Below are 25,559 nucleotides of genomic sequence, written 5' to 3' on the forward strand. Positions count from 1 at the left end.
CATCCTACAGGAGATGGGCCTCGCGCACGGCATGGTCGATGGAGGGCAGGTAGCGCACCTGGGGCCGGCCGGCACCCGCCCGCAGCAGCAGGTGGCGCACCGACGGCGCGGCGCCGGTGACATAGACGCGCACGCCGTGACGCAGCGCCTTGCGGCCGATGCCGGCGATGACGTTGGCCGCCGTCGAATCGATGAAAGGCACGGCGCTGAAGTCGATGATGAAGGCCTTGTGCTGGTCGGCGATGCGGTCGAGCACGGCGCCCACGGTCGAGGCTGTGCCGAAGAAGAAGGCGCCGGACAGCCGGTAGACGATCACCTGCGGGTCGGTCACGAGATCGGCGGCGAAGGGCGCACGTACCGGCTGCGCCACGATGCCCGCCGTGGCGGTGATGCGCTGGATGAGCAGCATGACGCCCAGGACCGTACCGACCACGATGCCTTCCGTCAGGTCGCGGAACACGGTGAGGAGGAAGGTCGAGAGCAGCACGACCGCATCGCCGCGCGAGGAGCGCAGCAGGGTCGCGAACTCATGCTTTTCGGCCATGTTCCAGGCGACCACCGCCAGCACGCCCGCGAGTGCCGCAAGCGGAATATAGGCAGCGAGCGGCGCGGCCAGCAGCATGAACCCCAGCAGGAAAGTCGAATGGAGCATGCCGGCAACCGGCCCATGCGCACCGGCGCGCACGTTGGTGGCGGTGCGGGCGATCGTGCCGGTGGCGCAGATGCCGCCGAACAGCGCCGACGCGATGTTGGCCACACCCTGGGCGACCAGCTCGCAGTTCGAGCGGTGGCGGCGGCCCGTCATACCGTCGGCCACCACCGCGGACAGCAGCGACTCGATGGCGCCCAGCAGCGCGAAGGAGAGCGCATCCGGCAGCACGGCAAGCATCTTCTCCACCGACATGTCGGGCAGGCTGGGTGCGGGCAGCATGGACGGGATGCCGCCGAAACGGCTGCCGATCGTCTCGACGGGCAGTCCGAGCGCAAAGGTCGCGACCGAAGTCACCACCACGGCGACCAGCATGCCCGGCCAGTGCGGCCGCAGCTTGCGGAGGCCGAGGATGAGGCCGACGGTCACGACGGCCAGCGCGACGGCCGCCGCGTTCACGGTGCCGGCCGCGCCGGCGAGCACTTCGAGCTTGGCGGCGAACTCGCCCGGCTCCTTGCCCTGCAGGGTTAGGCCGAACAGGTCCTTGATCTGGCTGGCGAAGATGATGACGGCGATGCCGGTCGTGAAGCCGACCGTCACCGGATAGGGGATGAACTTGACGAAGGTGCCGAGCCGGAGCGCCCCGGCCGCCACCAGGAAGACGCCGGCGATCAGGGTGGCGAGCAGCATGCCTTCGATCCCGTGGCGCGCGACCGTCGCGGCGACCAGCACGATGAAGGCACCGGCGGGGCCGCCGACCTGGTACCGGCTGCCGCCCAGCGCCGAGATCAGGAAGCCGCCGACGATCGCCGTGTACAGGCCGCGCTCCGGCGTCGTGCCCGAGGCGATGGCGATGGCCATCGAGAGTGGCAGCGCCACGATCGCCACCGTGAGTCCTGCGATGGCATCGGCCCGCAGCCAGGCCAAGCCGTAGCCCTCGCGCAACACCGACACGAGCTTGGGGACGAAGGGGCCGTCGAATCTCGCCAGGAAGGTCGAGGAAGGGGTACTGAGTGACATAATACAATAATTTTATGTGTTATCATGATATCGAATAACGCCGGTCAGCACAACCCGACGCAAGGTCCGGACCAGGGTTTCCGGAAAGACGGCATGTTGTCTGACAACCCGGTCGCACCCGGCCCGAAACCCATGCATAGTCCGCGCACGGTCCCGGTCGCAGAACCAAAACAGGGCCTTTGGAGGAAACGACATGAAGCGCAGACTGCTGATGGGCGGTATCGCCGCCTCGACTCTCGCCGCACCGTTCATTGCCAACGCACAGGCGCCGCTGACGCTGAACGGCGCCGTGCAGTTCAACGACGACCACGCCTTCAACAAGACTCTCCTCAAGTTCGAGGAGCTGGTGAAGAAGTATTACGGCAAGCCGATCAACTTCGTGCTCCACCGCAATTCGTCGCTGGGCCTCGAGAAGCAGTATTTCGAGTACATGGCGCAGGGCAAGGCGGTGGACTATGCGGTCGTCTCGCCGGCCCACATGTCGACCTTCTCGAAGGCTGCGCCGTTCATCGATGCGCCGTTCCTGTTCCGGGACCTCGCGCAATGGAACAAGGTGCTCGACCTCGATCTCCTGAAACCTGTGGCCGACGAGGTCGCCCAAAGGGCCCAGGTCATGCTGATCGGCTATGCCGGGGGCGGCGTGCGCAACATCTTCGTCAACAAGCCGGTGAGCAACCTGGCCGAGATCAAGGGCCTCAAGGTCCGCGTCCAGGGTGCGCCGATCTGGTCCAAGACCTTCGCCGCCGCCGGCATGTCGCCGACCGTCATCGCCTACAACGAGGTCTACAACGCCATCCAGAACAACGTCATCTCGGCCGGCGAGAACGAAGCGGCCGGCGTCGAATCGATGAAGTTCTACGAAGTGGCGCCCAATCTCGCGATGACCGAGCACGCCATCACCATCCGTCCCGTCTGCTTCTCGTCGAAGACCTTCAACGCCCTTCCCAAGGACCTGCAGGACGCCGTCGTCAAGGCCGGCAAGGAGGCCGGCGCCTACGGTCGCCAGGTCGAGAGCAGCGAGGACGAGCAGAAGCTCGTCGCGCTGGAGAAAGCCGGCAAGCTGAAGCGCATCCCGTTCAAGGACCGCGCCGAGATGAAGAAGCTTGTCGACCCGGTGATGGCCGCCTACGCCAAGGAGATCGGCGCCGATGGCATCTTCACGCAGATCGTCGCCACCAACTGAGTTGCGCGCGCAGCGGGGCACGTCGCTCCGCTGCGCGTTTTCCCGGTTCCGCCGGCGCCCTCCCTGAACGGATTCCCGATGCCCTCCTCTGTCTCTGCGCCGCCCGGCCTGTGGCGCCGGTTCACGGCCGCCTATGCCAAATTCCTGACCGGCCTCCTCGCTTTCTCCGTCGCCGTCATCATCATCCCCGTCACCCTGCAGATGATCTCGCGCTACACCGCGCTGATCCCGGCCTATATCTGGACCGAGGAGATGGCGCGCTTCCTGTTCATCTGGATGATCATGATCGGCGCCATGATCGGCGTGCGCGAAGCCTCGCACTTCGAAGTCGATGTGTGGCCGACCCTGCCGCGCCGCGGCGAGGCCGCCGTGCGCATCGTCGCTCGCCTGGGCATCCTGGCCTTCGCCATGGTGTTCCTGATCGGCGGCATCGAGTTCACGCGCTTCGCCTGGTATCGCACCTCCGAGCTGGCCGACCTGCCGCTCTGGATGATCCACATCGCCTGGCCAGCGGCCGCCGTGACCTGGATCGTTTTCCTGGGCGAGCAATTCTACGACGAGACGCGCATCCTGTTCGGCGGGAGCGCGACATGACGGGGGCGCTCTTCTCCGCCGGCGAGGCGGCCTCGATCCTGTTCGGCTGTTTCTTCGTCCTGCTGATTCTGCGCGTGCCGGTGGCCTTTGCGCTCGGCCTTGCCTGCCTGCCGCTCTTCTATCTCGAGCCACGCCTCGGGACGATGATGCTCGCGCAGGAAACCTTCAACGCCTACAACTCCTTCATCCTGCTGGCCGTGCCATTCTTCCTGCTGACGGCGAACCTGATGAGCGTCGGCGGCATCACCGACCGGCTGGTAGCGCTGTCGCGCGCCATCGTCGGCAGCTTCCCCGGCTCGCTGGCCCAGATCAACGTCGTGCTCTCGGTCTTCTTCGCCGGCATCTCCGGTTCTTCGACCGCCGATGCCGCCAGCCAGAGCAAGATCTTCATCGATGCCCAGACGCGCGAGGGCTACGACCTCTCCTTCTCGGTCGCCATCACCGCGGTCTCCGCCGTGCTGGCGGTGGTCATTCCGCCCTCGATCCTCATGATCGTGTGGGGCGGCCTGATCTCGACCTCGATCGGCGCGCTCTATCTCGCGGGCGTCGTGCCCGGCCTGCTGATCGCCGGCGCCCAGATGGCCACGGTGCACGTCTATGCCGTGAAGCGCGGCTATCCGACCTATCCGCGCGGGACCTTCCGCCAGCTCCTACGCTCGATCTGGGTCTCGATCCCGGCCCTGATGACACCGGTCATCATCGTCGGCGGCATCCTGGCGGGCTGGTTCACGGCGACCGAGTCGGCCTGCGTGGCCGTGCTCTACTCGGCCGTGCTGTCGATCGTGGTCTATCGCGAGATGGGGCCGAAGGAGCTCTACAAGGCGCTGGTCGATACGGGCAAGCTCGCCTCCGTGGCGCTGTTCTGCATCGGCACCGCCTCGGCCTTCGGCTGGCTGCTGGCCTATTACAGGATCCCACAGGAACTGCTGGCCAACGTCACGACCTGGGGCATGGGCCCGATCGGCGTCGGCTTCTTCATCGCCCTCGTGTTCCTGGTGGTGGGCTGCTTCCTCGACGCCATTCCCGCGATCATCATCGTCGGCACGGTGCTCGAGCCGCTCGCCAGGTCGGTCTCGATGGATCCGGTGCACTTCGCCATCGTCTCGATCGTGGCCCTGGCCTTCGGGCTGGTGACACCGCCCTACGGACTCTGCCTCATGATCTCCTGCGCCGTCGCGGGCGTTCCCTTGCGCTTCGCGCTGAAGGACACGCTGATCATGCTGGTGCCGATGATCGTGGTGCTGGCGGCGATGATCGTGTGGCCCGACATTGCCCTCTTCCTGCCCCGGCTGATCGCGCCGGATCTGCTGAAGTAGCCGGGCGCCCTCACGGCATGTTGCGCACGCGGTCCCAGACGGCGGTAAAGTTCGGTGCCTTGTCGGGACGGCAGGGCAGCGCGCGCTTGGGGTTCGGATCCTCGATGAAGACGTCGCGCAGACGAGCGGCGCAGGCGTCCTGCACGACGACGCCGTGGCCCTGCGCCCGGAAGACGACGTTGCGCGAGGCGGACAAGGTCTTCGCGGCCTCGCGCGCCCAGGCGGGTGGCGTCAGCCAGTCGTAGCCGCCGCTCAGCAGCAGGGTCGGCACGTCGGACTTCACCGGTTGCCGCTCCGTGGCCGGCGCCGGCGTGACCCGCCAGACCGGACAGAAGGTCGGCGACTTGCTCGACTTGGCGTTCAGCCCGTAGACCCCGTTGTTTTCGATCGCCTTGCGCCGGGCCGTCCGGTCGACCATCGGCCATGTCTCGCGGCATTCGACGCTGTTGTAGAGACCGTCGAACTGCTGGGCGTTCTGTTCGAGCAGCCCGCCGTCGTTGGTCTCGAGATCCTCGGCGTAGAGCTTGAGCAGCCGCAAGTCACCGCGCTGCACCGCCGCCACCGTCTCGGGAATTGCGGCGACCTCGCCCTCGCGCATCATATTCAGCAGCACCATCATCACCTGGGTGCCATCGAGCTGCACCGGATGCGGACCGTCCTCCAGGGTGAGCGCGAGTTCGATCGGCGTGCGCTCCGCCGCCTCGATCAGGCCCTCGAGGGTCGCACGCAGCGCCGGATGGCGTTCGCGGCACACGGCATCGGCGGCGCAGTCGGCATAGAGCTGCTCGAAGGCGCGGCGGACGATGGCCGGCTCGTTCTGCTCGCCGTTGACCTGCGGCGGATAGACTCCGTCGAGAACCGCCGCGCGCACGAGGTCTGGATGCCGGCGCATCACCTCGAGCGCCCACCGGGTGCCGTAGGAGACGCCGTAGATATTGATCTTGCTCTGGCCCAGCGCCGCCGCGAGATCGGCCACGTCGTCGGCCAGCGCCGGCGTCGTGTACATGCCGAGATCGATCTTGCGGCGTTCCAGCCCGGCCCGGCACCGCGACAGGATCTCCCGCTCCTGCTGCTCGGTGACGGCGCGGCGGCGCGCCTTTCCCGGGTCCGAGCTGCGCGTGTCGAAGCAGTCGAGGTTGGGGTTCGATCCGCCGGCGCCGCGCTGGCTCAGGATGACGACGTCGCGTCGCCGGCGGATGGCGGCCGTCTCGTTCCACCAGTCGCCTTCGCTCAGCGCATCCGCCCCCGGCGTCGAGGCCACCAGCGGCGAATCGCCGGGCCCACCCGAGAGGTAGATCATCGGCTCGACACCGGCGGTGCGCTTGGCCTTGAGGATCGCCACCTTCAGCTTGATCTCGCGGCCCTGCGGCTGCTCGCGGTTCTCCAGCACCGTCAGGACGTAGCATTCGACCCGGTCGCCGCGTGGCGGCTTGAAGCTGCAGCGCTCGCGGTCCAGTCGCGGCGTCGCCCCGGCGCTTCCTGCCAAAACCGTCAGGAATGCTGCCAAGCCGCACAGGAACCCCAGTCGCACCATGGACATCTTCTGCCACATCGAAGCTTGTGACGGCATGAAGTAATTCTATGGAAACCATAAGGCAGGACATCTTGCCAGTTCGGGCATGCCGCCTCAGGTTGCGGCCATGACCCAACGCTCCTATTGGACCGCCGTCTGGTGCGGCTTCCTCGTCCTCACCATCGGCCTCGGCGTCCGCCAGAGCTTCGGCATCTTCCTGAAGCCGATCTCCGCCGAGCTCCATGTCGGCCGTGAGCTGTTCTCCTTCGGCACCGCGCTCTCGATGCTGCTGATGGGCGCCATCGCGCCCTTCTCGGGCCGGCTCGCCGACCGCTTCGGCTCCGCGCCGACCATCGCCGGCGGCGGCGCGATCTACGTCCTAGGCATGATCGTCACCGCCACCATGCACGACGGCTTCATGCTGATCGTGGGCAACGTACTGGTCGGCGTCGGCCTGTCGGCGGCGACCTTCGGCCCCGTCCTGGGCGTCATCCTGCGCGTGGCCCCGCCCGCCAAGCAGGCGCTGGCGGTGGGGATCTGTTCGGCGGGCGGTTCGTTCGGCCAGTTCTTCATCGTGCCGCTGGCCGCCGTACTGCAGAACTATTTCGGCGACTGGCGCCCGACCATGTGGGCGCTGACCCTCCTCGCGCTGATCATGATCGTGCTGCCGCTCGGCCTCAACGACCGCAAGGAGATCGCGGCCTCCAAGCGCGGCAGCGGCGGCAACCAGAGCACCGGCGAGGCGCTCTCCGAGGCCTTCGCGCAGCGCAGCTACGTGCTGCTGGTGGTCGGCTATTTCGTCTGCGGCTTCCACGTCGCCTTCGTCGGCGGACACCTGCCGGCCTACATCTCCGACAAGGGGATCGGCCTGTCGCTGTTCGGGATCGAGCTGTCGCCGGCCGAACTCGGCGGCTGGGCGATCGGCATGGTCGGCCTGTTCAACATCGCGGGCGCCATCCTGTGGAGCTCGATGGGCAACCGGTTCAAGCGCAAGAACCTGCTGTCGACGCTCTACCTGCTGCGCTCGCTGGTCTTCCTGGGCTTCGTCCTGGCCCCGCTCTCGGCCGCCTCGGTGCTGATCTTCGCTGGCGCGCTGGGCTTCCTGTGGCTGGGCACGGTGCCGCTCACCACCTCGCTGGTCGGCTACATTTTCGGCCCGGTGCACGTCACCATGCTGAACGGCATCGTCTTCTTCGGCCACCAGGTCGGCAGCTTCTTCGGCGGCTGGGGCGGCGGGCGGCTGTTCGACCTGCAGGGCAACTACGACATGATGTGGTGGATCTCGATCGCGCTCGGCCTCGTCTCGGCGGCGCTGCACTACCCGATCGTCGAGGAGCGGCTGGTCCGGTCGACCTCGATCCCGCAGCCGGCATGACCCCCGGCACGACCCCCAGCATGACCATCGGCTGGCGTCCCGTGCTGCTGTGGGGACTGGCCAGCCTGGTCGTGGCTGCGACGATCGTGTCGTTCATCCTGTGGGGCCTGAACGGCCCCGCCTACCTCGTCGACCTGATCGCGGCCTATTGCCTGTAGTCTTCAAGCACGATGCGCGCAAAACACCCCGGGCGCGGCCGGGAAGTTTTTTTCGTTTCGTTCGTTTCGTTTACGGCCGTTTTGCGCAGGGCGAACCGGATCATCAAGCACGCATCATGCGCAATTCCGGCAGCCACGGCCCCGGGGGTCGCTGCCCGCGGGAGGCTTTTTCCTTTCGATTGTTTCGTATATTTCGTTTGTTTCGTTTCCGCCGCCTGGTCGTGCCCGCGACGATCGTCTCGTCGCGGCTTGTAGCCTGCAGCATTTGCCGCTCCCTCGGATGGGGAGGGATTCTCAGAGAACGAACTTCGACAGATCCGCGTTCTTCGCCAGCTCGCTCACGTGGGCGCGGACGTAGGCCGCGTCGATTTCCATCTTCGTGTTCGGCTTGTCGGAGGCGGTGAAGCTGATCTCCTCCAGCAGCTTCTCCATCACCGTGTGCAGCCGGCGCGCGCCGATGTTCTCGACCGTCTCGTTGATGTCGGCCGACAGGCGCGCCAGCTCGTCGATCGCATCGGACGTGAAGTCGAGCTCGACCTTCTCCGTCGCCATCAGCGCCTTGTACTGCTTGACCAGACTGGCCTCGGGCTCGGTCAGGATGCGGCGGAAATCCTCCTGGCTGAGCGAGGCCAGGCTGACGCGGATCGGCAGGCGGCCCTGCAACTCCGGCAGCATGTCCGAAGGCTTGGCGAGGTGGAAGGCGCCGGAGCAGATGAACAGCACGTGGTCGGTCTTCACCGGCCCGTGCTTGGTGTTCACCGTCGTGCCCTCGATCAGCGGCAGCAGGTCGCGCTGCACGCCCTCGCGGCTCACGTCGCCGCCGCCGCGGAATTCGCTGCGCGCGGTGATCTTGTCGATCTCGTCGATGAAGACGATCCCGTTCTGCTCGACCATGTCGCGCGCTTCGCGCACGACCCTCTCCTGGTCGAGGAGCTTGTCGCTCTCCTCGCGCAGCAGCGTCTGGTGGCTCTCGGCCACGGTCATCTTGCGCTTCCTGGTGCGTCCGCCGAACGCCTTGCCCAGCATGTCGCCGATGTTGATCATGCCGACCGAGGCGCCGGGCTGGCCCGGGACCTCGAACTGCATCGGTCCGCCCGAATCGGCGACCTCGATCTCGATCTCGCGATCGTCGAGTTCGCCGGCGCGCAGCTTGTGGCGGAAGCGCAGCTTCGTCTCCTCGCTGGCATTGGCGCCGCACAGCGCCTCGATGACGCGGTCCTCGGCCGCCAGTTCGGCCTTGGCCTTCACGTCCTTGCGCAGGCTCTCGCGCGCCATCTCGATGGCGGCTTCCATCAGGTCGCGCGCGATCTGCTCGACGTCGCGGCCGACATAGCCAACCTCGGTGAACTTGGTCGCCTCGACCTTGAGGAACGGCGCATTGGTGAGCCTGGCCAGGCGGCGCGCGATCTCGGTCTTGCCGACGCCGGTCGGGCCGATCATCAGGATGTTCTTGGGCAGCACCTCGTCGCGCAGCGAATCGGAAAGCTGCAGGCGGCGCCAGCGGTTGCGCAGCGCAATGGCGACGGCGCGCTTGGCCTCCTGCTGGCCGACGATGTGCTTGTCGAGCTCGGAGACGATCTCGCGCGGGGAAAAGTCGTTACTCATGGGAAATGTCAGAGCTTCTCGATGACGATGTTGTGGTTGGTGTAGACGCAGATGTCGGCGGCGATCTTCATCGACTTGCGGGCGATCGCCTCGGCGTCGAGCCCGTCCACGTCGATCAGCGCCCGCGCGGCGGAGAGCGCGTAGTTGCCGCCCGAGCCGATGGCGATGATGCCGCCCTCCGGCTCGAGCACGTCGCCCGTGCCCGACAACAGCAGCGACACGTCCTTGTCGGCCACCGCCATCAGCGCCTCGAGCTTGCGCAGGTAGCGGTCGGTGCGCCAGTCCTTGGCGAGCTCGATCGCGGCGCGCAGGAGTTGCCCCGGATGGCGCTCCAGCTTCGCCTCGAGCCGTTCGAACAGCGTGAAGGCGTCGGCCGTGGCGCCGGCGAAGCCCGCGATGATCTGGCCGTTGCCGATGCGGCGGACCTTCTTGGCGTTGCCCTTGACGATGGTCTGGCCCATCGAGACCTGGCCGTCGCCGGCCATGACGACCTGGCCGTCCTTGCGGACCGAGAGGATGGTCGTGGCATGCCAGCCGGGACCGGAGGAACTGTCTGATTGTGCGGAAGACATGCGCCCTAAATAGGGATTCACAGCAACAAATCAATCGCCGCCTCGGGCTCGCGCAGGTGTCGTGCTAACGTCGGCGCCATGAGCGAACAGTTGAACGACTCCGTCGCGAGCGACCCGATCATCATCATTGGCGCCGGCATCGTGGGCGCCGCCACCGCCCGCTCCCTGCAGCGCGCCGGCCACAAGGTCACCCTGCTCGACAGCGCCGAGCCCGGCAACGCGACCTCGTTCGGCAATGCCGGCTTCCTGTCGGTCGACAGCCTGATCCCGCTGGCGCGACCGGCCACCCTGAAGAAGGTGCCGCAGATGCTGATGGACCGGGACGGGCCGCTCACGGTGCATCCGCCCAGCCTGCCCTGGCTGCTGCCCTGGATGGCGCGCTTCGCGCTGGCCTCCCTGAGCCCGGCCGAGGTCCAGAAGGGCAAGGAGATGTTCAGGCCGCTGATGCTGGAGGCCGACATCGCCTGGAAGGCCGAGATCCAGGCCTCGGGCCTCGGCGAGCTGTTCCGCACGCGCGGCGCGCTCTACGTCTACGAGAGCGAGGCGTCGTTCCAGGGCACCGACGAGATGCGCGGCCTGCAGTCGGGCAAGGGCACGGAGTTCGAGATCGTCGACGGCAACCGCGCGCGCGAGCTGGCGCCCGGCCTCAGCCGCACCATCGTGCGCGGCATCCACTATCCCAACGGCACCCACACGATCGATCCGCACAAGGTCGTCGCGACACTGGTCGAACGCTTCACCGCCGAGGGCGGCACCGTGACGCGCGGCCGCGTGCGCGGCTTCCGGCGCGACGGCAACCGCGTGACGGCGGTGCAGCTCACCGACTCCGAACTGCCGGCCAGCGCCGTGATGATCGCGGCCGGCCGCGCCTCGGGCGAGCTGACGCGGCTGCTGGGCTTCAACGCGCCGCTGGTCGCGGAGCGCGGCTATCATGTGATGATGGCGTCGGACAATGTGCAGTTCGACCTGCCGGTCAGTCCGCCCGATCGCGGCCTGTTCTTCACGCCGATGGCCGAGGGGTTGCGCATTGCCGGCACGGTCGAGCTGGCGGCGCCCCACCAGCCGCCCTCCTGGCATCGTGCCGATCTCCTGAAAAAGCATCTCAAGGACATCTTCCCCGATGTCGGCGGCGTCGAGCAGAGCCGCTGGATCGGCGAGCGTCCCACTCTGCCCGACTATCGCCCCGCCATCGGCCGCGCGCCGCGCCTCGCCAACGTCTATTGCGGCTACGGCCATCAGCATCTCGGCCTGACGCTGGCCACCGCGACGGGTCGCCTGATCGCGCGCCTGATGGAAGGCGAACAGCTGCCCAGTGCCCTTCAGGCCTGCGATCCCGGCCGCTTCGGATGACCGCGCCGGCGACGCTGCGCGGAAAATGCCTCTGCGGCACGGTGCAGTATGAGGTGATGGATGCCTTCGCCTATGCGCTGAACTGCCATTGCTCGAATTGCCGGCGTGCGACCGGCGCGGCGTTCAAACCGTTCGCCGGCATCAAGCGCTCGGCGCTGACGGTGACGCACGGCCGTGACCGGTTGCTGATCCATGGCTCCGAGACCAATCACGACGCGCACTGCGCCCGCTGCGGTTCGATGCTCTATTCGCTGGTGCGCGATGCCGCCTGGGTGCACGTCACGCTGGGCACCCTGGTCGACCCGCCGTCGATCCGGCCGGGCGCCCATATCTTCGTCGGCTCGAAGGCACCGTGGTTCGCCATCACCGACGACCTGCCGCAATACGAAGGGCACGTGACGTCCTGATCATTGGGCCGATCCGAAAATGGTCTCATCCCGATGGGTCGCTAGTGGTCGCTCCTCGCCATGAGGACTGAGGCCACGGCGAGAAAGTCTCCGTCGGTGAACAGGAAATCCGTGTAGGTGGCGACGAATCTGAACCCAAAGGGCGCGACGAATTCCGAGATGGCGTTCAGCGACCCTCCGACTGTTCCAGGCTTTTCCTTGAAGTCGTTGAACTCCGCAAAAATGAAGTCGATGCGTTTTTGAGACAGCATGCGCGTCGCGCCCTTGAGCACGAAATAGTCGTAGCCTTCCGTATCGATCTTCAGAAGGTTGATCGCATCGATTCCCCTTGCCTCGCAAAACTCGTCGAGGGTGGTGGCGCGGACCTGAATTTCTCGCGGTTCGATGTTGATCGCCGTGGCGTACCTCGCCCGCGAAGTGAGGCTGTTGATCTTGGAATGAGACTCTTCGCCATCGTATTCGTAAAAGGAAACATTTCCTGCCGTATCGCTGAGCGCCAGCTGATGCACGGTCACTCGACTGGGCCATGGCTGTCGAGCCAGGTTTGCGTATGTTGCGGGATGCGGCTCGAAGGCGTGAATGGTTGCGTCCGGAAACTCTTTGACGAACTCGGTGGTCATCTGGCCAGTGTTGGCGCCAACGTCGAAAACGCAATGGATCGGCCGCTTCAGTCGCACGCTCAACCGGCTAACGTCGGTCCAGGGGGCGTATCCAAAGGGGGCGTTCTTGCGTCGAATGAGCTCGAGCCCTGCCATCGCAAGTCCGGCACGCACCAACTTCACTATAGGCCGCAGCATTTTCCGGTTCCCATTTTCCATTGTCTCTTCCCCCCACGGGCGGCCTCTCTTCCGCGAGATTTGCGGAATGGCTTCGGCCTCAGCGCGAACGTAGCCTTGAAATCGTGCGTACTGCCGCTTGCCGAAGGGCAACTGCGCTCCGCCGCACTGGCCAACCAAGGCGATACGCCGCCTCCGGGAACCGCCGCGACCGCCGGATATCATCGATCGACACGTGCACGAGCGCGCCCATGCCGCTGGGACTGAACCAGCGCTCCCATTGCTGCTGGGCTTGATGCGCCATGCTTTCCCAACGCGGGAGCGCTTCGAGGCAAATCTCCGGCAGGGAAGCAACGTGTCGCTCAGGCACACGAAGAGAGCAGCTCTTCCAGTCGAACCAGGGCGGCGGCACCCAGTGATCCGACAGAATTACCGGCACGCGCCCGCTCTGCATGACTTCGAACAACCGATAGGATGATACACCCACGCCACGCGGACAGAGAACGAACCGGCTTTGCCTGACATTCAATGCATATTGCTGCTTGAAGCCGATTTGCTGCTCGGCGCCGGTGTTCTCCCAAAAGGGTTCCGTCCGCTCAATGAGCACGTCGTCACGACCATAATTCGCAGCAAAGAGTCGGCCTCGGACGGCAGATGTCAGATTTCCCTGGAAACTGAAGAGCCAGCGAATACTGGTCTTGGACTCGCCGTCTGCGCGGACAAACTCGTTGAACGACTGCATGTAGCAGCCGGTACGATGGCGGCGCGCGCTGAAGAGGTATTGCCTCAAGGAAGCATAGAGGCCCGGGTAAAGTCCAATCGGAGAATCCTGAGTATCGAATACGAAGCACTTTTCCGGATACTCCGCATAGGCTCCGGTACGGGCGATGTTCTCAATGATCTCGAGATAGCTCGACCGACAATCAGCCAACGTGATCAACACTGCATCGGCCTCACGGGCCCCGCCAACCAGCTCAAAATGGCCTGCGTTCTGCCAGTTACCGGTAATGTCCAGCCATCGTGCGCGAGCCCAGTCCGATTCATGCGTCGTATCAACGAAAAGCTTCATCATTATCCGGACCTTCATATCGACACGCAGGCGCCAAACGATTAGACATCCCGGGAATGTAAATAGAAGCGCGCTTCTAGACAAACCTATGAACCCATGGGACGCTTCAAGACAACAAACAACCATTTCATTTGTGATAAGCGAACCGGGATGGCCAGGTCGCACTTGACGTCGCTGCCCATTTTCCCGATCGCCATGGTTGCAGCAGCGATTATCTCGCTCAATGTCTTCGCCATCGGCGTCCGTCTTCTATTGCCTTATCCCATCAACCCTTGGGAGGCGGGCATAGTCGTCGAAGCCTGGCGCATAGGTCTGGGCCAGGATCCCTACGCAATCGGCGCCGAACATTCGACTCATATGTACGGACCCCTGACGACCTATTTCCTGGCTGAAATATTGGATTACCTCGGCCCCGGACTGGTCGCAGGCCGCCTCGTCAACACAGTCTCCGCGACCATCGTCGTCGCTCTCCTCGCTTCAATATATGGGCGCAGGAATTTCCTCGTATTCATGGTGGCGATGGCGTTGCTTCTGGCTGCCAACAGTCGCACGCAGTATTTTACCGAGACCCGGCCCGACATGACCGCCTGTCTGTTCGGATTGTTGTTCTTGATCTTCTTCTACCGCGCCAATGAATCTTCCAAAGGATTTGCGAGTGTCGCCTTTGCTTTGGTCGGCTCCCTCTCACTGATCGTGGGAGTGTTGTTCAAGCAGACTGCGGTGGCCTTTGTTTTCGTGCCGCTCCTGATGGCGCTTTCAAACCGAAAGTATTGGCCGCGCATTCCCCTGTCGATCGTGCCGATTCTCGCTACCGCCCTCCTTTCGGCCGCGGTATTTTATTACAAGCCGGGACTTTGGCATTTCATGGTGGAAGTTCCCGCGCAATACGGCGTCCCCCTTCGCAGAGCCGCAAGTATCGGCTGGGCCTTGTTTCTTGGCGTGCCCATTTTCTTGCTGGCCCTGATGTATTGGCTTCTCGTCGACAGGCAGGGAAGCGACGATCCCAGCATCCGCTGGTTAATGGCATCGATGTTTTTTGCCATCCCAAGCGGCATCACTGCCATGGCAAAAGATGGAGGGTCCGCGAATTCGCTGATTCCCGCGTTTCTATGCATCGGAGCCTTCTGTGCTTCGCAGGCAGCCCCCGCATTGGCCATTCTGCAGGATGACGATCGTCGACTTTCCTTTCGAGTTGGCGCCGGACTCTTGCTCGCTGCCCTTTTATTTGGGCACGCCTATCCAGTGTTAGCGACTCTTGCCCCCTCCGCGCTCTATGCCGGGCATGGGACATCGGAACGCTCTCTGATCGTCGCCGAAGCGCGCGACCTTCGAGGCAAAGTCGTGTCTCCCGACGATCCGACGATCGCGTTGATGGCGAAAGGTTACGCTGGAAGGACCTCTGTCCTGGAGTTTGACGCCGTCAAGTGGGACGCCAAACGCCTCCAGCCCTTGCTTCGGGAAATCGAGGCTGCCGACTATGTAATCATGATGCACCATGCGCAGGGAGCGGATGGGAAGACATTGGTATCGGAAGCAACGTCCGGGAATATGGAATGGTGGCAAAAAGAGGAACTCCTGAGGGAGATGGGATTCGCCAGAATCGACTTCAAATCCACTTCGACACCGGTTTACTCACTATGGCGTCGACCCAATCAGCCCTAGGGATCTTCGTGCCCTCAGACCGTTGAACTTCCCCACGCTTTGAGCGTGCGCGTACAGCCCCGCGAACATCGCCCGCCCGTCAGGTCCCGTACTCCAGCAATGTCTCGGGCCCGCGCAGACTGCGCAAGAACCAGAACGATCGGTCGCCTCGCACGCTCCACTCAGCTGTGCAGGGGGCCGCCCGTTCCCAAGCCCACGCGTTGCGCTTCGGTGTCGTAGATGGTCGTCACCCCGATATTTGCGAGGTTAACGTCGGGACCGAACTCGGTGAAGAGGATCTTCTTCATCTCTTCGATGTCGCAGCTTTTGACGCCGGAGATCCACGGCCCCGGCAGCTCGATCATGATACGGTCCTGAGGCAGGCCGCGCTTGAGGACTTCGAGACTGTCGCGGCGCACGCGGCCATTTTCGACCAGCTCGGCGGCTTCCACGAGCACGAGCTCGGCACCGGCGCTCAGGCAGACTTCTGCCTGCTCCACCAGCAGCGCCGGATTGCTGAGCGTCTCCTTCGAGCCGACCTCGCCGAATACCGAGAGGCCACTCGCGACCGCGGCCGAGATCTGGCCGCGGCGTTGCTCGGGCGTCAGCGGCACGGTGTTGTCGGAGATCTCGATGGTCCGGATTCCAAGCGCCCTTGCTTCGGCATAGAACCTCGGCAGCGCCGCCTCACCCAGCATCGCGAAGACATACTCGTGGAACTGCCCACCGAGAAAGGGCCGTATCTGGAACTCCTCGCACATGGCGAGTTTGCGCATGAGCTGGTCGCGTGGATAGAGCCGCGCCGTGCCGGTCTTGATCTTGATCAGGTCAATGTAGGGAGCGGCCAGCTCGAACACCCCGCGCAGGTAGGCGAGGGGCAGGCCGTCGTCGATCACCATGGAGAGCCCGGTTCGACGGGGCTTTGTACTGCGTCGTGCATCGACGGGCACGAAGTCGAAGGGAGGATCATCCAGCATGGTTCACCGTTTCAGTGTAAGCAGGGCGAGTGGACTGAGGACGATCGCTCATTCGGGTGTAAGTCCGGAGAACTTGTACATCTGGGCGAAAAGCGAGCGCTCGGCGGCAAGATAGTCGCGGAATGCGGCCGTGGAATCTCCAACGGGATCGACCCCCAGCGCCGCCAGACGGTCGCGCACGTCGGGCAGCTTGAGCACGGCGGCGAAGTCCGCTTGCAGGCGCTGCACAATGTCGGCCGGCGTGCGCCCCGGCACCATGATGCCCATCCAATGCGACGCCGCGAAGTCCTTCATGCCGGGCGATTCGGCCACCGCGGGGACCTCCTTTGCCCAGGAGACGCGCTCCGGCGAGGTGACGGCGATCGCCACGAGCTTGCCGTCACGGATGAAGGGAAGCACGGGCGCCATGCCGACAATGGCCAGCGGGATGTGGCCTGCCACGACGTCGTTGGTAGCCGGGCCGGCACCCTTGTAGGGGACGTGCAGCAATTTGATGCCCGCCAGATGCGCCAGCCAGGCGCCGGCCAGGTGCTGCGAGCTGCCTTCGCCCGGTGTGCCGTAGGCCAGCCCTTCCGGCTTGCGCTTGGCCAGCGCAATCACGTCGGCCAGCGTGCGTACACCGAGCGAGGGGTTCGCCACGATGACGACCGGCGTCGTGGCGGCCAGTGTCACCGGCGCAAGATCCTTCATGGGATCATAGTTCATCTTCTTGTAGACGCTCGGCGCGATCACGATCTCGGCGGGCGAGGCGAGCAGGATCGTCCTGCCGTCGGGTTTGGCGCGGGCTACGTAGTCGGCGCCGACCATTCCGTTAGCGCCGGGCCGGTTCTCCACGATGACGGAGTGCCCGAGACGCTCGGCCAGGCGCGGGGCGAGGATCCGGGCTGTGCTGTCATGCCCGCCGCCCGGAGCAAAAGGCACCACCAGTGCCGTGACTTGCGAAGAGGTGGACTGTGCCGCAGCACCCTGCCCCATAAGCAAGGCGGCCGCCGACAGCAGGATGGGGAGCAACCGTGTCCAGCGCATGCGCATCTCCATATCGTTGCCCCTTTGCGTTTTTTGCCAGTCAGGCCGCAACGGCCCGCAATTCAGCTGCCAGCGAGACGTCGCCTTTGGTCGTGAAGGTGAATTCGTAGGACGACGGATCGACCGTGAAGCGATTGTGTTCGCGCGCCTGGCCTTGGGCGTCGAAGCGCGTACGCGTCAGCACCAGGACGGCGCTCCTGGCGCCCACGCCCAGGCAGCGCGCGACGGTGGCTCCCGCAAGCTCTGCGCCGATGGCGCTGGTGGAGGATGCGATCGGATGGCGCAGCAAGACGCTGTGGACGGCGGCGGTGGACATCGACTCTATGTCGGCGGGCACCAGCGATGCCGCGTCAGGGGTGAGCCAGTTGGCGGCAAGCACGATCGGACGACCAGCGGACAAGTAGAGCCGATCGAGCTTCACGGCGTGCGTGCCCGGTGCCAGCCTGAAAAGATTCGCCACCTTTGGCGGCGGCACAGCGGATTCGAAGGCGATCAACCGTACTTCCGGCCTGGGCGCCTTCGTCAGCAGAATGTCGAAGAAGCCCTGCTCCGAAAGAATGTCGTGCCGCACCACGGCCGGTGACACGAAGCTTCCTTTTCCATGGGCGCGCGAGACGAGACCGCGCGACACGAGTTCGTCCATCGCCAGTCGTACGGTTACACGACTTACGCCGAGGCGCTCGACGAGCGTGACTTCGGCGGGCAATCGATCGCCTGCGCGGAGGCTGCCCGACACGATGAGATGCTCGAGCCAACGCGCGATCTGCGTCTGCAGCGGCACGGGGCTGTTCCGCTCGGGCTTGATCCACGAAAATGGTCGGGTCGGCTGGGGGCGCATGGAACCTCTTCAGATTAACTATAAGACGACTTAATACGTCTTGTCATCCATGAACTCGAGATTGTAGTTTCCCGCGACAACCGGCTGGGCGGCTGCCCGGTCCATCATTGCCGAGGATCAACATGCCGCACTCAACCTATCAGCCCGAGCGCATGGGCTCGGCCATCCTTTCGCCCACCGACGCGGTCGAGGCCGGCAGCTTCCAGTCGTTCACGCTGGTCTATACGGCGGGATACTTCGGCATCGACGACACCGGTTCGATCAAGATCGTCCAGCGCTTCGCGGGCGACATAGGCAAGCCGCAGTGGAGCGATCCGACGGCAGCGAACTACACCACCGTGGAAGCATCGAACGGCGCGGTGCTCGACGTGCGCTACGACCCCAAAATGAACATCCGGCCGTGGGACAAGACCCTCTTCATTCGGGTGATTCGCGGCTTCCTGAACGAAGGCGACACCATCACTGTCCGCTTCGGCGACCGCCGACAGGGTTCGCCGGGCATGCGCATGCAGACCTTCGTCGAATCGACATTCGAATTCCGCGTCCTGGTCGATGCCTTCGCGACCTATAACTACGTCGAGCTGCCGATCCAGCCGACCTTCCCCGTCGTGGCCGGGCCCGCGGTGACATGGAAGGCCCTGCTGCCGACCTTGCGCAGGAGCGGCGAGACCTTCCGGCTGGGCTTCAAGGGCGAGGACAAATGGGGCAATCCCAGCGACCAGGTCGAGGGCACCTTCTCGCTGCGCGCCAATCTCCCGGTCCGCGGCCTGCCGGAGCGCTTCTCGATGAGCCGCGGCGAGGCGGCAAAGTCGATCGATGGTCTGTCGATGGAAAAGCCGGGCGACCTGCTGATCGACGTGCTCGACTCGGCCGGCCGCGTGCTTTGCCGGAGCAACCCGCTGCGCATCGCGGCCGACGCGCCGCTCCGATCGTACTGGTGCGACCTGCATGGCCAGTCCGAGGAGACCATCGGCACGAATTCGGCCCGCGAGCTGATCGAATTTGCGCGCGACCGGGCATTCCTCGACGGCATGAGCCATCAGGGCAACGACTTCCAGATCACCACGCCGTTCTGGAATGAGCTCAACAAGCTGACGCGCGAATACAACGAAGACGGCCGCTTCATCATCTTCCCGGGCTACGAATGGTCGGGCAACACTGGCCTGGGCGGCGACCGCAACGTCATGTTCATGCACGAGGGCCGGCAGATCCATCGCTCGTCGCACGCGCTGGTGGACGACACCTCTGACCTGAAGAGCGATTCCAACAGCGCCGAGCAGCTCTTCCAGGCGCTCAAGGACGAGGATTGCGTCGTCTTCGCCCACATCGGCGGCCGCTACGCCGACATCAAGATGGCCCATGATGCGCGGATAGAACGCTCCGTCGAGGTCCACTCGGACTGGGGCACTTTCGAATGGCTCGTCCAGGACGCGCTGGAGCAGGGCTACCGCATCGGCATTCTCGCCAATTCCGACGGCCACAAGGGGCGCCAAGGCGCAAGCCACCCCGGTGCCTCGCTGTTCGGCGCCTATGGTGGCCTGTCGTGCCTGCTCGCCACCGACCTGACGCGTGCCGGCCTGTTCGACGCGCTGCGCCGGCGTCATCACTACGCCACCACCGGCTGCCGCATGGTGCTGGACGTCCGCGCCGCATTCGACTCCGAGGCGATGCTCTACACTGACGATCCGAATCTCGGCGCAGCGCAGCACACGCGCGGCCGAGAGGCGATGATGGGCGACATCGTGCAATCGACCGACGCGGCCGTCGAATTCACCATCGAGGCCCACGCGTCGGCCCCGATCGAGCGGCTGGAAATCCGCAACGGACTCGAGGTCCTGGAGACATGGCGGCCCTACGAGGCTACGGCCCTCGGCCGGCGCATCCGGGTGATCTGGGAAGGCTCGGAGTATCGCGGACGCGGGCGCCAGACCATCTGGGACGGCGGCTGCACGCTCGAAGGCAACAGCTTCGAGCGTTTCGTGCCGATCAACATGTGGAATCTCGACCGGAAGATCGAACAGACGGCCCCCGGTGCCCTGTCATGGACGGCGCTGACGACCGGCGGGTTCGGCGGCTTCGATGCCTGGCTGACGGACCCGCGTGCCGGCACGTTGCGCATCGAAACGCCGCTGGTGAAGTGCGAGATCTCCGTCGCCGACATCGGCCACGAGGACATGGTGTTCGATGCCGGCGGCATCCGGCGGCGCATCCGCATTTTCCGACTGCCCGATGAGAACCCATATCGCGAGGTCAAGCTGTCCCGTCGCATCGCCCTCAAGCCTACCGGTGACAATGCCCTCTACGCGTGCCTGACGCAGGAGGACGGCCATCTGATCTGGTCGAGCCCGATCTATGTCTTTCGCGACCGGTCGCCCGCCTGACGCCTGAAGCGCGCCGGGCTCTGCGGGGGGGGGGGGCTCAGCCGCCGTACTGCAGCAATGTCTCGCCGTTCTTCCGGAGCCAGGCCTGCGGCGCCTCGATCGGCCCGTCGGACAGGGCCCGCGCCAGCGCCCAGAAGCGAGGACTGTGGTTGAGGTGGACCAGGTGCGCCGTCTCGTGGGCGGCCAGATAGTCGAGCACGTCGGGCGGCGCGAACACCAGCCGCCAGGAGAAGGAGAGCGAGGCATCGGGCCCGCAGCTTCCCCAGCGCGAACGCGTGTCGCGCACCGAGATGCGCTTCACCGGCCGCCCGGCCCGCGCGGCCTTGGCATGGACCCGCGGCACCAGCTCCTTCTTCAGCTCGCCGACCAGCCAGTCCTTCACCCGGCGCGACAGGTGTTCGGGCCGGCCCGCGACATGGATCTCGCCGCCGTCGCGCCAGACCGTGCCGCGGAGGTCGGGCCGGTGGCGCAGAAGGTGTGGCACGCCGAACAGCGGGATTTCCGCACCGTCGACGAAGGGCCGCCGGGCCGGCAGTCGGTCGAGACGCGCGGCGATCCAGCCGGCCTGCGTCTCGGCGAATCCCACGGCGGTGCCCCGCGCCATGCGCAGCGGCGCCGTGAGCACGATGCGCCGGTTGGCCGGATCGACCCGCAGCGAGGCGCGACGCGCACGCGCGTTGCGCACGAAGGTGACGGAAAGCATCTCGCCATCATGAGCAATGGTCAGTTGCTCGGGCTCCGGCGTCGCTTTAGGCAGGAAACGGCTGAACCAGGAGGATGACGGCATGACCGAACAGCAGGCTCACAAGACGCTCAGCGATACAGGACGAAAGGTCCTGTCCGAGGTTCTGGGCGAATCCTATCTCGCCAGGCGCGATGCGACCAACAACGATTTCTGGGGGCCGGTCCGCGCTTTCTCCGAGGAGTTCGCCTATGCCTCGCTGTGGACCCGCGACGGGCTCGACCGCAAGCAGCGCAGCATGATCACCGTGGCCATGCTCTGCGCGCTGAATCGCCCGCACGAGCTCAAGATCCACCTGGTGGGTGCGCTGAACAATGGCTGCTCCAAGACCGAGTTGCGCGAGATCTTCACCCACGCCATCGCCTATTGCGGCTTTCCGGCCGCCATCGACGCGCTGCGCGTCGCCGAAGAAGTCCTGAAGGAACAGGGAAAGTTCTGACATGGGCCCCGACACCCCCAGGCTCGACGTCGCCCCTCTTGACGTCCAGCGCATCCGCGCCGAGACGCCGGGCTGCGCCCACGTCCTCCACCTCAACGCCGCGGGCTCCTCGCTGCCCAGCCGCCGCACCCTGGACGCCACCCTCGACCATCTGCGGCTCGAGGCCGAGATCGGCGGCTACGAGGCGGCCGACCGGGCGCGCCCCGTGCTCGACGGCTTCTATCCGTCGATCGCCACGCTGATCGGCGCCGAGCCCGGGGAGATCGCCTATGTCGAGAACGCCACGCGGGCCTGGGACCTCGCCTTCTACTCGCTCGACTTCAAGCCGGGCGACCGCATCCTGACCTGCGTCAGCGAATATTCGTCGAACTACATCTCCTACCTGCAGGTGGCGAAGAAGACCGGCGCCGAGATCGTGGTCGTGCCCGACGACAGGCATGGCCAGATCGACCTCGCCGCGCTCGAACGTGCCATCGACAAGCGCACGAAGCTGGTCTCGATCTCGCACATCCCGACCCAGGGCGGGCTGGTGCAGCCGGCCGAAGCGGTCGGCAAGATCGTGAACGATGCCGGCATCCTCTACCTGCTCGACGCCTGCCAGTCGGTCGGGATGATGCCGATCGACGTGAAGAAGATCGGCTGCGACTTCCTCTCGGCCACGGGACGCAAGTACATGCGCGGCCCGCGCGGCACGGGCTTCCTCTACGCCCGCACACGCAGCACCTCCCACATCGAGCCGATCTTCCTCGACAATCACGCGGCGCGCTGGACCGGCGACAACGACTACACGGTGATGGGCGACGCCAAGCGGTTCGAGAACTGGGAGCGCTATTTCGCCGGCGTCATCGGCCTCAAGGTCGCCGCCGACCAGGCCAACGAACTCGGCATGCCTTCCATCTGGGCGCGCCTGCGCCACCTGGCCGATGGCTTGCGCGAGCGGCTGAAGTCGGTGCCGGGCGTGACCCTGGCCGATCTCGGCGTCACCAAGGGCGCCATCGTCACCTTCGCCGTCGCCGGCAAGGAGCATGTCGCGCTGAAGCAGCTGCTGCGGGACCAGGGCATCAACGTCTCGGTCTCGACGCAGTTCTCGTCCCGCCTCGACCTCAAGGGACGCGGCCTCAAGGACGTGATGCGCGCCTCGGTGCACATCTACAACACCGACGAGGAACTCGACCGCTTCGTCGCGGCGTTGCGACCGCTCGCGGCCGGATAGGCGGCGCCGTGCCGATCATCGCGCCGGCGGCATCGTGGCTGCTCGTTGTCGCGGAGACCGGTTCGATCCGGCGCGCGGCGACGCGGCTCAATCTTTCGCCCTCGGCGGTGAACCGGCAGATCCTGAACCTCGAGGCCGAGTACGGCGCGGCCCTGTTCGAGCGCCTGCCGCGCGGCATGCGGCTGACGCCCGCCGGCCAGATGGTGGCGGCGGAGATCCAGCGCTGGCAGCACGACCATGCCCAGCTGGTGCAGCATATCGGCCAGCTGCGCAGCATGGTGCGCGGCCATGCCTCGCTCGGCCTCATGGAAAGCTTCTCGCGCACCGTCGTGTCGCGCCTGATGAGCCATATGCGCGAACGCCAGTCCCTGGTCTCGCTCGACGTGCTGATGGGCGGCACGGCCGAGATCGTCGACCGGCTGGTCGCGGGAAAGCTCGACCTCGCCATCTGCTACGCCGTGCCGAAGCTGCCGGAGATCCGCGTGCTGGCCTCCATTCCGCCGAGCTCCGGAATCGTCGTGGCGCGGGATCATCCGCTGGCGGGCCGCAAGTCGATCCGGCTCGCCGAGTGCGCCAACTACAGCTTCGTCTTTCCCGATTCCTCGCTCACCTCGCGCCGCATCCTCGAAACCGCGCTGGAGCGCGCCAAGGTCCATTTCGCCGGCGTCGTGACGACGAACTCGGTAGAGGTGATGAAAATGCTGGTACGCGAGCACCGCCAGATCGCGCTGCTCAGCCTGCCCGACATCGGCGCGGACCTGGCCGACCGCGACCTCGTGCACATCCCGCTGACGGACCGCCACGTCCGCGGCTCGCACCTCTCTTTGATCGCGCCGCGCCATGCCAAGCCGTCTCCGGTCGCAATCATGCTGGCGGAATTCCTGCGCGAAGAACTGCAGGGCCTGCCAGTACGCCGCGCCTGGACCGGCAGCCTGCGGGAAGTCGGCGCCACAAGGACGGGACGCGGCCGCGGCTGATGCCGGCGGCGTCCGACCGTACGAAAAAACCGCACACTCCGTCCCGAATCTAATGCTTTTCAGCACCGCGGCCTGGCCTTCATGCTGACGGGCCGAACGGGACCACCGGCGTGGCATGACGCGTGCACCGCCGGCGTCCGAATCGAGGAACCTCTGCATGACCCATTTTCGCTCCTGGTCGCTGGCGGCACTTGCCGCCTCCACCTTTCTGGCCGCCCTTCCCACGCAGGCGCAGACACAAGCCAAGACTCTCAAGGTGGCGCCAGAGACGCTGAGCCGCGTCCTCGACCCGCATTTCACCACGTCCTTCACGACGCGCGACCTGGGCTACCTGATCTACGACACGCTGTTTGCGGTCGACGACAAATTCGAGCCGAAGCCGCAGATGGTCGAGCGCTACACGATCAGCGCCGACAAGCTCACCTACACCTTCGTGCTGCGGCCCGGCCTGAAATGGCATGACGGCCAGCCGGTCACCGCGGCGGACTGCGTCGCCTCGATCCAGCGGTGGGGCTCGCGCGACAGCATGGGCCAGACCCTGGCGAAGTTCACCGCCTCGCTGGAGGCGACCGACGCCAATACGATCAAGCTGGTGCTGAAGGAGCCCTACGGGCTGGTGCTGGACAGCCTGGCCAAGATCGGCGCGCCCGTGCCCTTCATGATGCCGGAGCGCATCGCCAGGACCCCCGGCAGTGAGCAGGTGAAGGAGATCGTGGGCTCCGGTCCCTACAAGTTCCGCGCCGACCTGCACGAGCCCGGGGTCAAGATCGTCCTCGACAAGTTCGCCGACTACAAGCCGCGCAGCGAGCCGCCCAACTGGGCCTCGGGCGGCAAGATCGCGAAGATGGACAGGGTCGAGATGCTGGGCATGCCCGACGCCCAGACGCAGGTGAGCGCCCTCATTCGCGGCGAGGTCGACTACCTCGAACGCGTGCCCGCCGACCTGCTGCCGCTGTTCGACGCGAAATCCGGGGCGAAGGCGGAGGTCGTGAGCAAGTACGGCTTCCAGGCCATCATGCGCATGAACCACCTGCAGCCGCCGTTCGACAATCTCAAGGTGCGCCAGGCGATCGCCCGCGCCGTCGACCGTTCGATGTACGCCGCCGTCGTCGCGGGCGATCCGAAGTTCGCCACCGACTGCGCCGCCGTGTTCGGCTGCGACATGCCCTACGAGAGCAAGGCCGGCATCCCCTCCTTCGATATGGCCGCCGCGAAGGCGATGCTGAAGGAAGCCAATGTCGACTTCTCGAAGCCGCTGGTGATGCTGCATGTCGCCAACGCGCCGGGCATCGCGGCGCTGGGCAACGTCACGCGCCAGGTGCTGGTCGATCTCGGCTTCAAGGTCGACATGGTGTCGATGGATTTCCAGACCTTCGCGACGCGCCGGCTCAACACCGGACCGGTCGACAAGGGCGGCTGGAATCTCGCCCACACGACGAACTCTGTGCCTGACCAGGGCAATCCGCTCAGCAACCCGTTCCTTGTCGCCTCGGGCCCGCCGGCTTCCGCCTGGGGCTGGCCGAAGGACGAGAAGACCGAGGAGCTGCGGTTGCGCTTCGCCACCGCGCCGGGCGAGGCGACGCGAAAGACCATCGCCAACGAGATCCAGGCCCGCGCCTACGAACAGGTCCTCTACCTGCCGCTGGCGCAGTTCACGACTCCGTCGGCCTGGCGCAACAACCTCGAAGGCGTCCTGAAGTCGCCGGTCATGCTGCTCTACAACATCGAGAAGAAGTGA

23 protein-coding genes are annotated in these 25,559 nt (G+C 65.5%); 13 read left to right on the forward strand and 10 right to left on the reverse strand.

From position 1 onward, the window contains the following. Positions 1-4: 4 nt before the first annotated feature. The gene (locus tag EPO41_RS12305) at positions 5-1,669 is read right to left on the reverse strand and encodes a SulP family inorganic anion transporter (RefSeq protein WP_296325336.1); all 1,665 of its coding nucleotides are present in this window, start codon (positions 1,667-1,669) and stop codon (positions 5-7) included. 193 nt (positions 1,670-1,862) lie between these two features. Here EPO41_RS12305 and EPO41_RS12310 point away from each other — a divergent pair, with 193 nt between their 5' ends. The 3 genes from EPO41_RS12310 (at position 1,863) to EPO41_RS12320 (ending at position 4,762) form a co-directional block, all read left to right on the forward strand. Continuing rightward, on the forward strand, positions 1,863-2,852 hold the full coding sequence (locus EPO41_RS12310) for a TRAP transporter substrate-binding protein (protein WP_296325339.1): 990 nt from the start codon (positions 1,863-1,865) through the stop codon (positions 2,850-2,852). A 78-nt stretch (positions 2,853-2,930) separates the two neighbouring features. Beyond that, a complete protein-coding gene (locus tag EPO41_RS12315) occupies positions 2,931-3,446 on the forward strand; it encodes a TRAP transporter small permease subunit (RefSeq protein ID WP_296325342.1) in 516 nt (171 codons plus the stop codon). Next, on the forward strand, positions 3,443-4,762 hold the full coding sequence (locus EPO41_RS12320) for a TRAP transporter large permease (protein ID WP_296325344.1): 1,320 nt from the start codon (positions 3,443-3,445) through the stop codon (positions 4,760-4,762). Before EPO41_RS12315 ends, EPO41_RS12320 begins: the two co-directional genes overlap by 4 nt. Positions 4,763-4,772: 10 nt before the next feature. Here the strand turns inward: EPO41_RS12320 and EPO41_RS12325 are convergent, their stop codons facing one another. After that, a complete protein-coding gene (locus EPO41_RS12325; protein ID WP_296325347.1) occupies positions 4,773-6,332 on the reverse strand; it encodes an alpha/beta hydrolase in 1,560 nt (519 codons plus the stop codon). Between the two features lie 70 nt (positions 6,333-6,402). Between EPO41_RS12325 and EPO41_RS12330 the strand changes: the two genes are divergently transcribed. Then, entirely contained in the window at positions 6,403-7,650 is a 1,248-nt protein-coding gene (locus EPO41_RS12330) for an MFS transporter (protein WP_296325350.1), read from the forward strand. Then, complete coding sequence (locus EPO41_RS12335) at positions 7,647-7,808, forward strand: hypothetical protein (RefSeq protein ID WP_296325352.1); 162 nt, start codon at positions 7,647-7,649, stop codon at positions 7,806-7,808. The genes EPO41_RS12330 and EPO41_RS12335 overlap by 4 nt, the downstream gene beginning before the upstream one ends. A gap of 294 nt (positions 7,809-8,102) precedes the next feature. On the opposite strand, the gene hslU is transcribed toward EPO41_RS12335, so the two are convergent. Continuing rightward, positions 8,103-9,413 carry an ATP-dependent protease ATPase subunit HslU gene (hslU, locus tag EPO41_RS12340; RefSeq protein WP_296325355.1) on the reverse strand — a complete coding sequence of 437 codons (1,311 nt, stop codon included), beginning with the start codon at positions 9,411-9,413 and terminating at the stop codon, positions 8,103-8,105. 8 nt (positions 9,414-9,421) lie between these two features. Then, positions 9,422-9,985 (reverse strand): ATP-dependent protease subunit HslV, encoded by a 564-nt coding sequence (gene hslV, locus EPO41_RS12345; protein WP_295142441.1) that lies wholly within the window; start codon positions 9,983-9,985, stop codon positions 9,422-9,424. Positions 9,986-10,063: 78 nt separating this feature from the next. On the opposite strand from hslV, the gene EPO41_RS12350 reads away from it, so the two are divergent. Continuing rightward, positions 10,064-11,335, forward strand: coding sequence for an FAD-dependent oxidoreductase (locus EPO41_RS12350; protein WP_296325359.1), 1,272 nt, complete (start codon positions 10,064-10,066; stop codon positions 11,333-11,335). After that, entirely contained in the window at positions 11,332-11,742 is a 411-nt protein-coding gene (locus EPO41_RS12355; protein ID WP_296325362.1) for a GFA family protein, read from the forward strand. Before EPO41_RS12350 ends, EPO41_RS12355 begins: the two co-directional genes overlap by 4 nt. A 41-nt stretch (positions 11,743-11,783) precedes the next feature. On the opposite strand, the gene EPO41_RS12360 is transcribed toward EPO41_RS12355, so the two are convergent. Together EPO41_RS12360 and EPO41_RS12365 are read right to left on the reverse strand one after the other, a co-directional pair. Next, positions 11,784-12,560 (reverse strand): FkbM family methyltransferase, encoded by a 777-nt coding sequence (locus tag EPO41_RS12360; RefSeq protein ID WP_296325365.1) that lies wholly within the window; start codon positions 12,558-12,560, stop codon positions 11,784-11,786. Positions 12,561-12,618: 58 nt separating this feature from the next. Next, the gene (locus tag EPO41_RS12365; RefSeq protein WP_296325367.1) at positions 12,619-13,590 is read right to left on the reverse strand and encodes an exostosin family protein; all 972 of its coding nucleotides are present in this window, start codon (positions 13,588-13,590) and stop codon (positions 12,619-12,621) included. Positions 13,591-13,683: 93 nt separating this feature from the next. On the opposite strand from EPO41_RS12365, the gene EPO41_RS12370 reads away from it, so the two are divergent. After that, positions 13,684-15,249 carry a hypothetical protein gene (locus tag EPO41_RS12370; RefSeq protein WP_296325369.1) on the forward strand — a complete coding sequence of 522 codons (1,566 nt, stop codon included), beginning with the start codon at positions 13,684-13,686 and terminating at the stop codon, positions 15,247-15,249. A 161-nt stretch (positions 15,250-15,410) separates the two neighbouring features. Here EPO41_RS12370 and EPO41_RS12375 read toward each other — a convergent pair whose 3' ends face one another. From EPO41_RS12375 to EPO41_RS12385, 3 genes are read right to left on the reverse strand one after another with little or no spacing between them, the layout of a single operon-like run. Then, a complete protein-coding gene (locus EPO41_RS12375) occupies positions 15,411-16,205 on the reverse strand; it encodes a phosphosulfolactate synthase (protein WP_296325372.1) in 795 nt (264 codons plus the stop codon). Positions 16,206-16,253: 48 nt separating this feature from the next. Then, positions 16,254-17,231, reverse strand: a complete 978-nt coding sequence (locus EPO41_RS12380) for a tripartite tricarboxylate transporter substrate binding protein (protein WP_296325375.1) — start codon at positions 17,229-17,231, stop codon at positions 16,254-16,256. Between the two features lie 40 nt (positions 17,232-17,271). Further along, positions 17,272-18,012 carry a GntR family transcriptional regulator gene (locus EPO41_RS12385; protein WP_296325379.1) on the reverse strand — a complete coding sequence of 247 codons (741 nt, stop codon included), beginning with the start codon at positions 18,010-18,012 and terminating at the stop codon, positions 17,272-17,274. A gap of 179 nt (positions 18,013-18,191) precedes the next feature. Between EPO41_RS12385 and EPO41_RS12390 the strand changes: the two genes are divergently transcribed. After that, the gene (locus tag EPO41_RS12390; protein ID WP_296325382.1) at positions 18,192-20,450 is read left to right on the forward strand and encodes a DUF3604 domain-containing protein; all 2,259 of its coding nucleotides are present in this window, start codon (positions 18,192-18,194) and stop codon (positions 20,448-20,450) included. 37 nt (positions 20,451-20,487) lie between these two features. Here EPO41_RS12390 and EPO41_RS12395 read toward each other — a convergent pair whose 3' ends face one another. Then, on the reverse strand, positions 20,488-21,153 hold the full coding sequence (locus EPO41_RS12395) for a SprT family zinc-dependent metalloprotease (RefSeq protein ID WP_296325385.1): 666 nt from the start codon (positions 21,151-21,153) through the stop codon (positions 20,488-20,490). 82 nt (positions 21,154-21,235) lie between these two features. Here EPO41_RS12395 and EPO41_RS12400 point away from each other — a divergent pair, with 82 nt between their 5' ends. From EPO41_RS12400 to EPO41_RS12415, 4 genes are all read left to right on the forward strand, one after another. Then, positions 21,236-21,631, forward strand: coding sequence for a carboxymuconolactone decarboxylase family protein (locus EPO41_RS12400; protein ID WP_296325388.1), 396 nt, complete (start codon positions 21,236-21,238; stop codon positions 21,629-21,631). Between the two features lies 1 nt (position 21,632). After that, positions 21,633-22,844 carry an aminotransferase class V-fold PLP-dependent enzyme gene (locus EPO41_RS12405; RefSeq protein WP_296325391.1) on the forward strand — a complete coding sequence of 404 codons (1,212 nt, stop codon included), beginning with the start codon at positions 21,633-21,635 and terminating at the stop codon, positions 22,842-22,844. Between the two features lie 8 nt (positions 22,845-22,852). After that, positions 22,853-23,821: a LysR family transcriptional regulator gene (locus EPO41_RS12410; RefSeq protein WP_296325394.1), complete on the forward strand. Its 969-nt coding sequence runs from the start codon at positions 22,853-22,855 to the stop codon at positions 23,819-23,821. A gap of 157 nt (positions 23,822-23,978) precedes the next feature. Then, positions 23,979-25,559 carry an ABC transporter substrate-binding protein gene (locus EPO41_RS12415; RefSeq protein ID WP_296325397.1) on the forward strand — a complete coding sequence of 527 codons (1,581 nt, stop codon included), beginning with the start codon at positions 23,979-23,981 and terminating at the stop codon, positions 25,557-25,559.

Origin of the sequence: Reyranella sp., from assembly GCF_004297265.1 — a bacterium.
Classification (GTDB): Bacteria; Pseudomonadota; Alphaproteobacteria; order Reyranellales; family Reyranellaceae; genus Reyranella.

What these genes read in the sequence shown, in the direction of transcription:
- EPO41_RS12305 (WP_296325336.1), bottom strand. Translation starts at nt 1,669, where the DNA reads ATGTCACTCAGTACCCCTTCCTCGACCTTCCTGGCGAGATTCGACGGC.
- EPO41_RS12310 (WP_296325339.1), top strand. Translation starts at nt 1,863, where the DNA reads ATGAAGCGCAGACTGCTGATGGGCGGTATCGCCGCCTCGACTCTCGCC.
- EPO41_RS12315 (WP_296325342.1), top strand. Translation starts at nt 2,931, where the DNA reads ATGCCCTCCTCTGTCTCTGCGCCGCCCGGCCTGTGGCGCCGGTTCACG.
- EPO41_RS12320 (WP_296325344.1), top strand. Translation starts at nt 3,443, where the DNA reads ATGACGGGGGCGCTCTTCTCCGCCGGCGAGGCGGCCTCGATCCTGTTC.
- EPO41_RS12325 (WP_296325347.1), bottom strand. Translation starts at nt 6,332, where the DNA reads ATGCCGTCACAAGCTTCGATGTGGCAGAAGATGTCCATGGTGCGACTG.
- EPO41_RS12330 (WP_296325350.1), top strand. Translation starts at nt 6,403, where the DNA reads ATGACCCAACGCTCCTATTGGACCGCCGTCTGGTGCGGCTTCCTCGTC.
- EPO41_RS12335 (WP_296325352.1), top strand. Translation starts at nt 7,647, where the DNA reads ATGACCCCCGGCACGACCCCCAGCATGACCATCGGCTGGCGTCCCGTG.
- hslU (WP_296325355.1), bottom strand. Translation starts at nt 9,413, where the DNA reads ATGAGTAACGACTTTTCCCCGCGCGAGATCGTCTCCGAGCTCGACAAG.
- hslV (WP_295142441.1), bottom strand. Translation starts at nt 9,985, where the DNA reads ATGTCTTCCGCACAATCAGACAGTTCCTCCGGTCCCGGCTGGCATGCC.
- EPO41_RS12350 (WP_296325359.1), top strand. Translation starts at nt 10,064, where the DNA reads ATGAGCGAACAGTTGAACGACTCCGTCGCGAGCGACCCGATCATCATC.
- EPO41_RS12355 (WP_296325362.1), top strand. Translation starts at nt 11,332, where the DNA reads ATGACCGCGCCGGCGACGCTGCGCGGAAAATGCCTCTGCGGCACGGTG.
- EPO41_RS12360 (WP_296325365.1), bottom strand. Translation starts at nt 12,560, where the DNA reads ATGGAAAATGGGAACCGGAAAATGCTGCGGCCTATAGTGAAGTTGGTG.
- EPO41_RS12365 (WP_296325367.1), bottom strand. Translation starts at nt 13,590, where the DNA reads ATGATGAAGCTTTTCGTTGATACGACGCATGAATCGGACTGGGCTCGC.
- EPO41_RS12370 (WP_296325369.1), top strand. Translation starts at nt 13,684, where the DNA reads ATGGGACGCTTCAAGACAACAAACAACCATTTCATTTGTGATAAGCGA.
- EPO41_RS12375 (WP_296325372.1), bottom strand. Translation starts at nt 16,205, where the DNA reads ATGCTGGATGATCCTCCCTTCGACTTCGTGCCCGTCGATGCACGACGC.
- EPO41_RS12380 (WP_296325375.1), bottom strand. Translation starts at nt 17,231, where the DNA reads ATGCGCTGGACACGGTTGCTCCCCATCCTGCTGTCGGCGGCCGCCTTG.
- EPO41_RS12390 (WP_296325382.1), top strand. Translation starts at nt 18,192, where the DNA reads ATGCCGCACTCAACCTATCAGCCCGAGCGCATGGGCTCGGCCATCCTT.
- EPO41_RS12395 (WP_296325385.1), bottom strand. Translation starts at nt 21,153, where the DNA reads ATGCTTTCCGTCACCTTCGTGCGCAACGCGCGTGCGCGTCGCGCCTCG.
- EPO41_RS12400 (WP_296325388.1), top strand. Translation starts at nt 21,236, where the DNA reads ATGACCGAACAGCAGGCTCACAAGACGCTCAGCGATACAGGACGAAAG.
- EPO41_RS12405 (WP_296325391.1), top strand. Translation starts at nt 21,633, where the DNA reads ATGGGCCCCGACACCCCCAGGCTCGACGTCGCCCCTCTTGACGTCCAG.
- EPO41_RS12415 (WP_296325397.1), top strand. Translation starts at nt 23,979, where the DNA reads ATGACCCATTTTCGCTCCTGGTCGCTGGCGGCACTTGCCGCCTCCACC.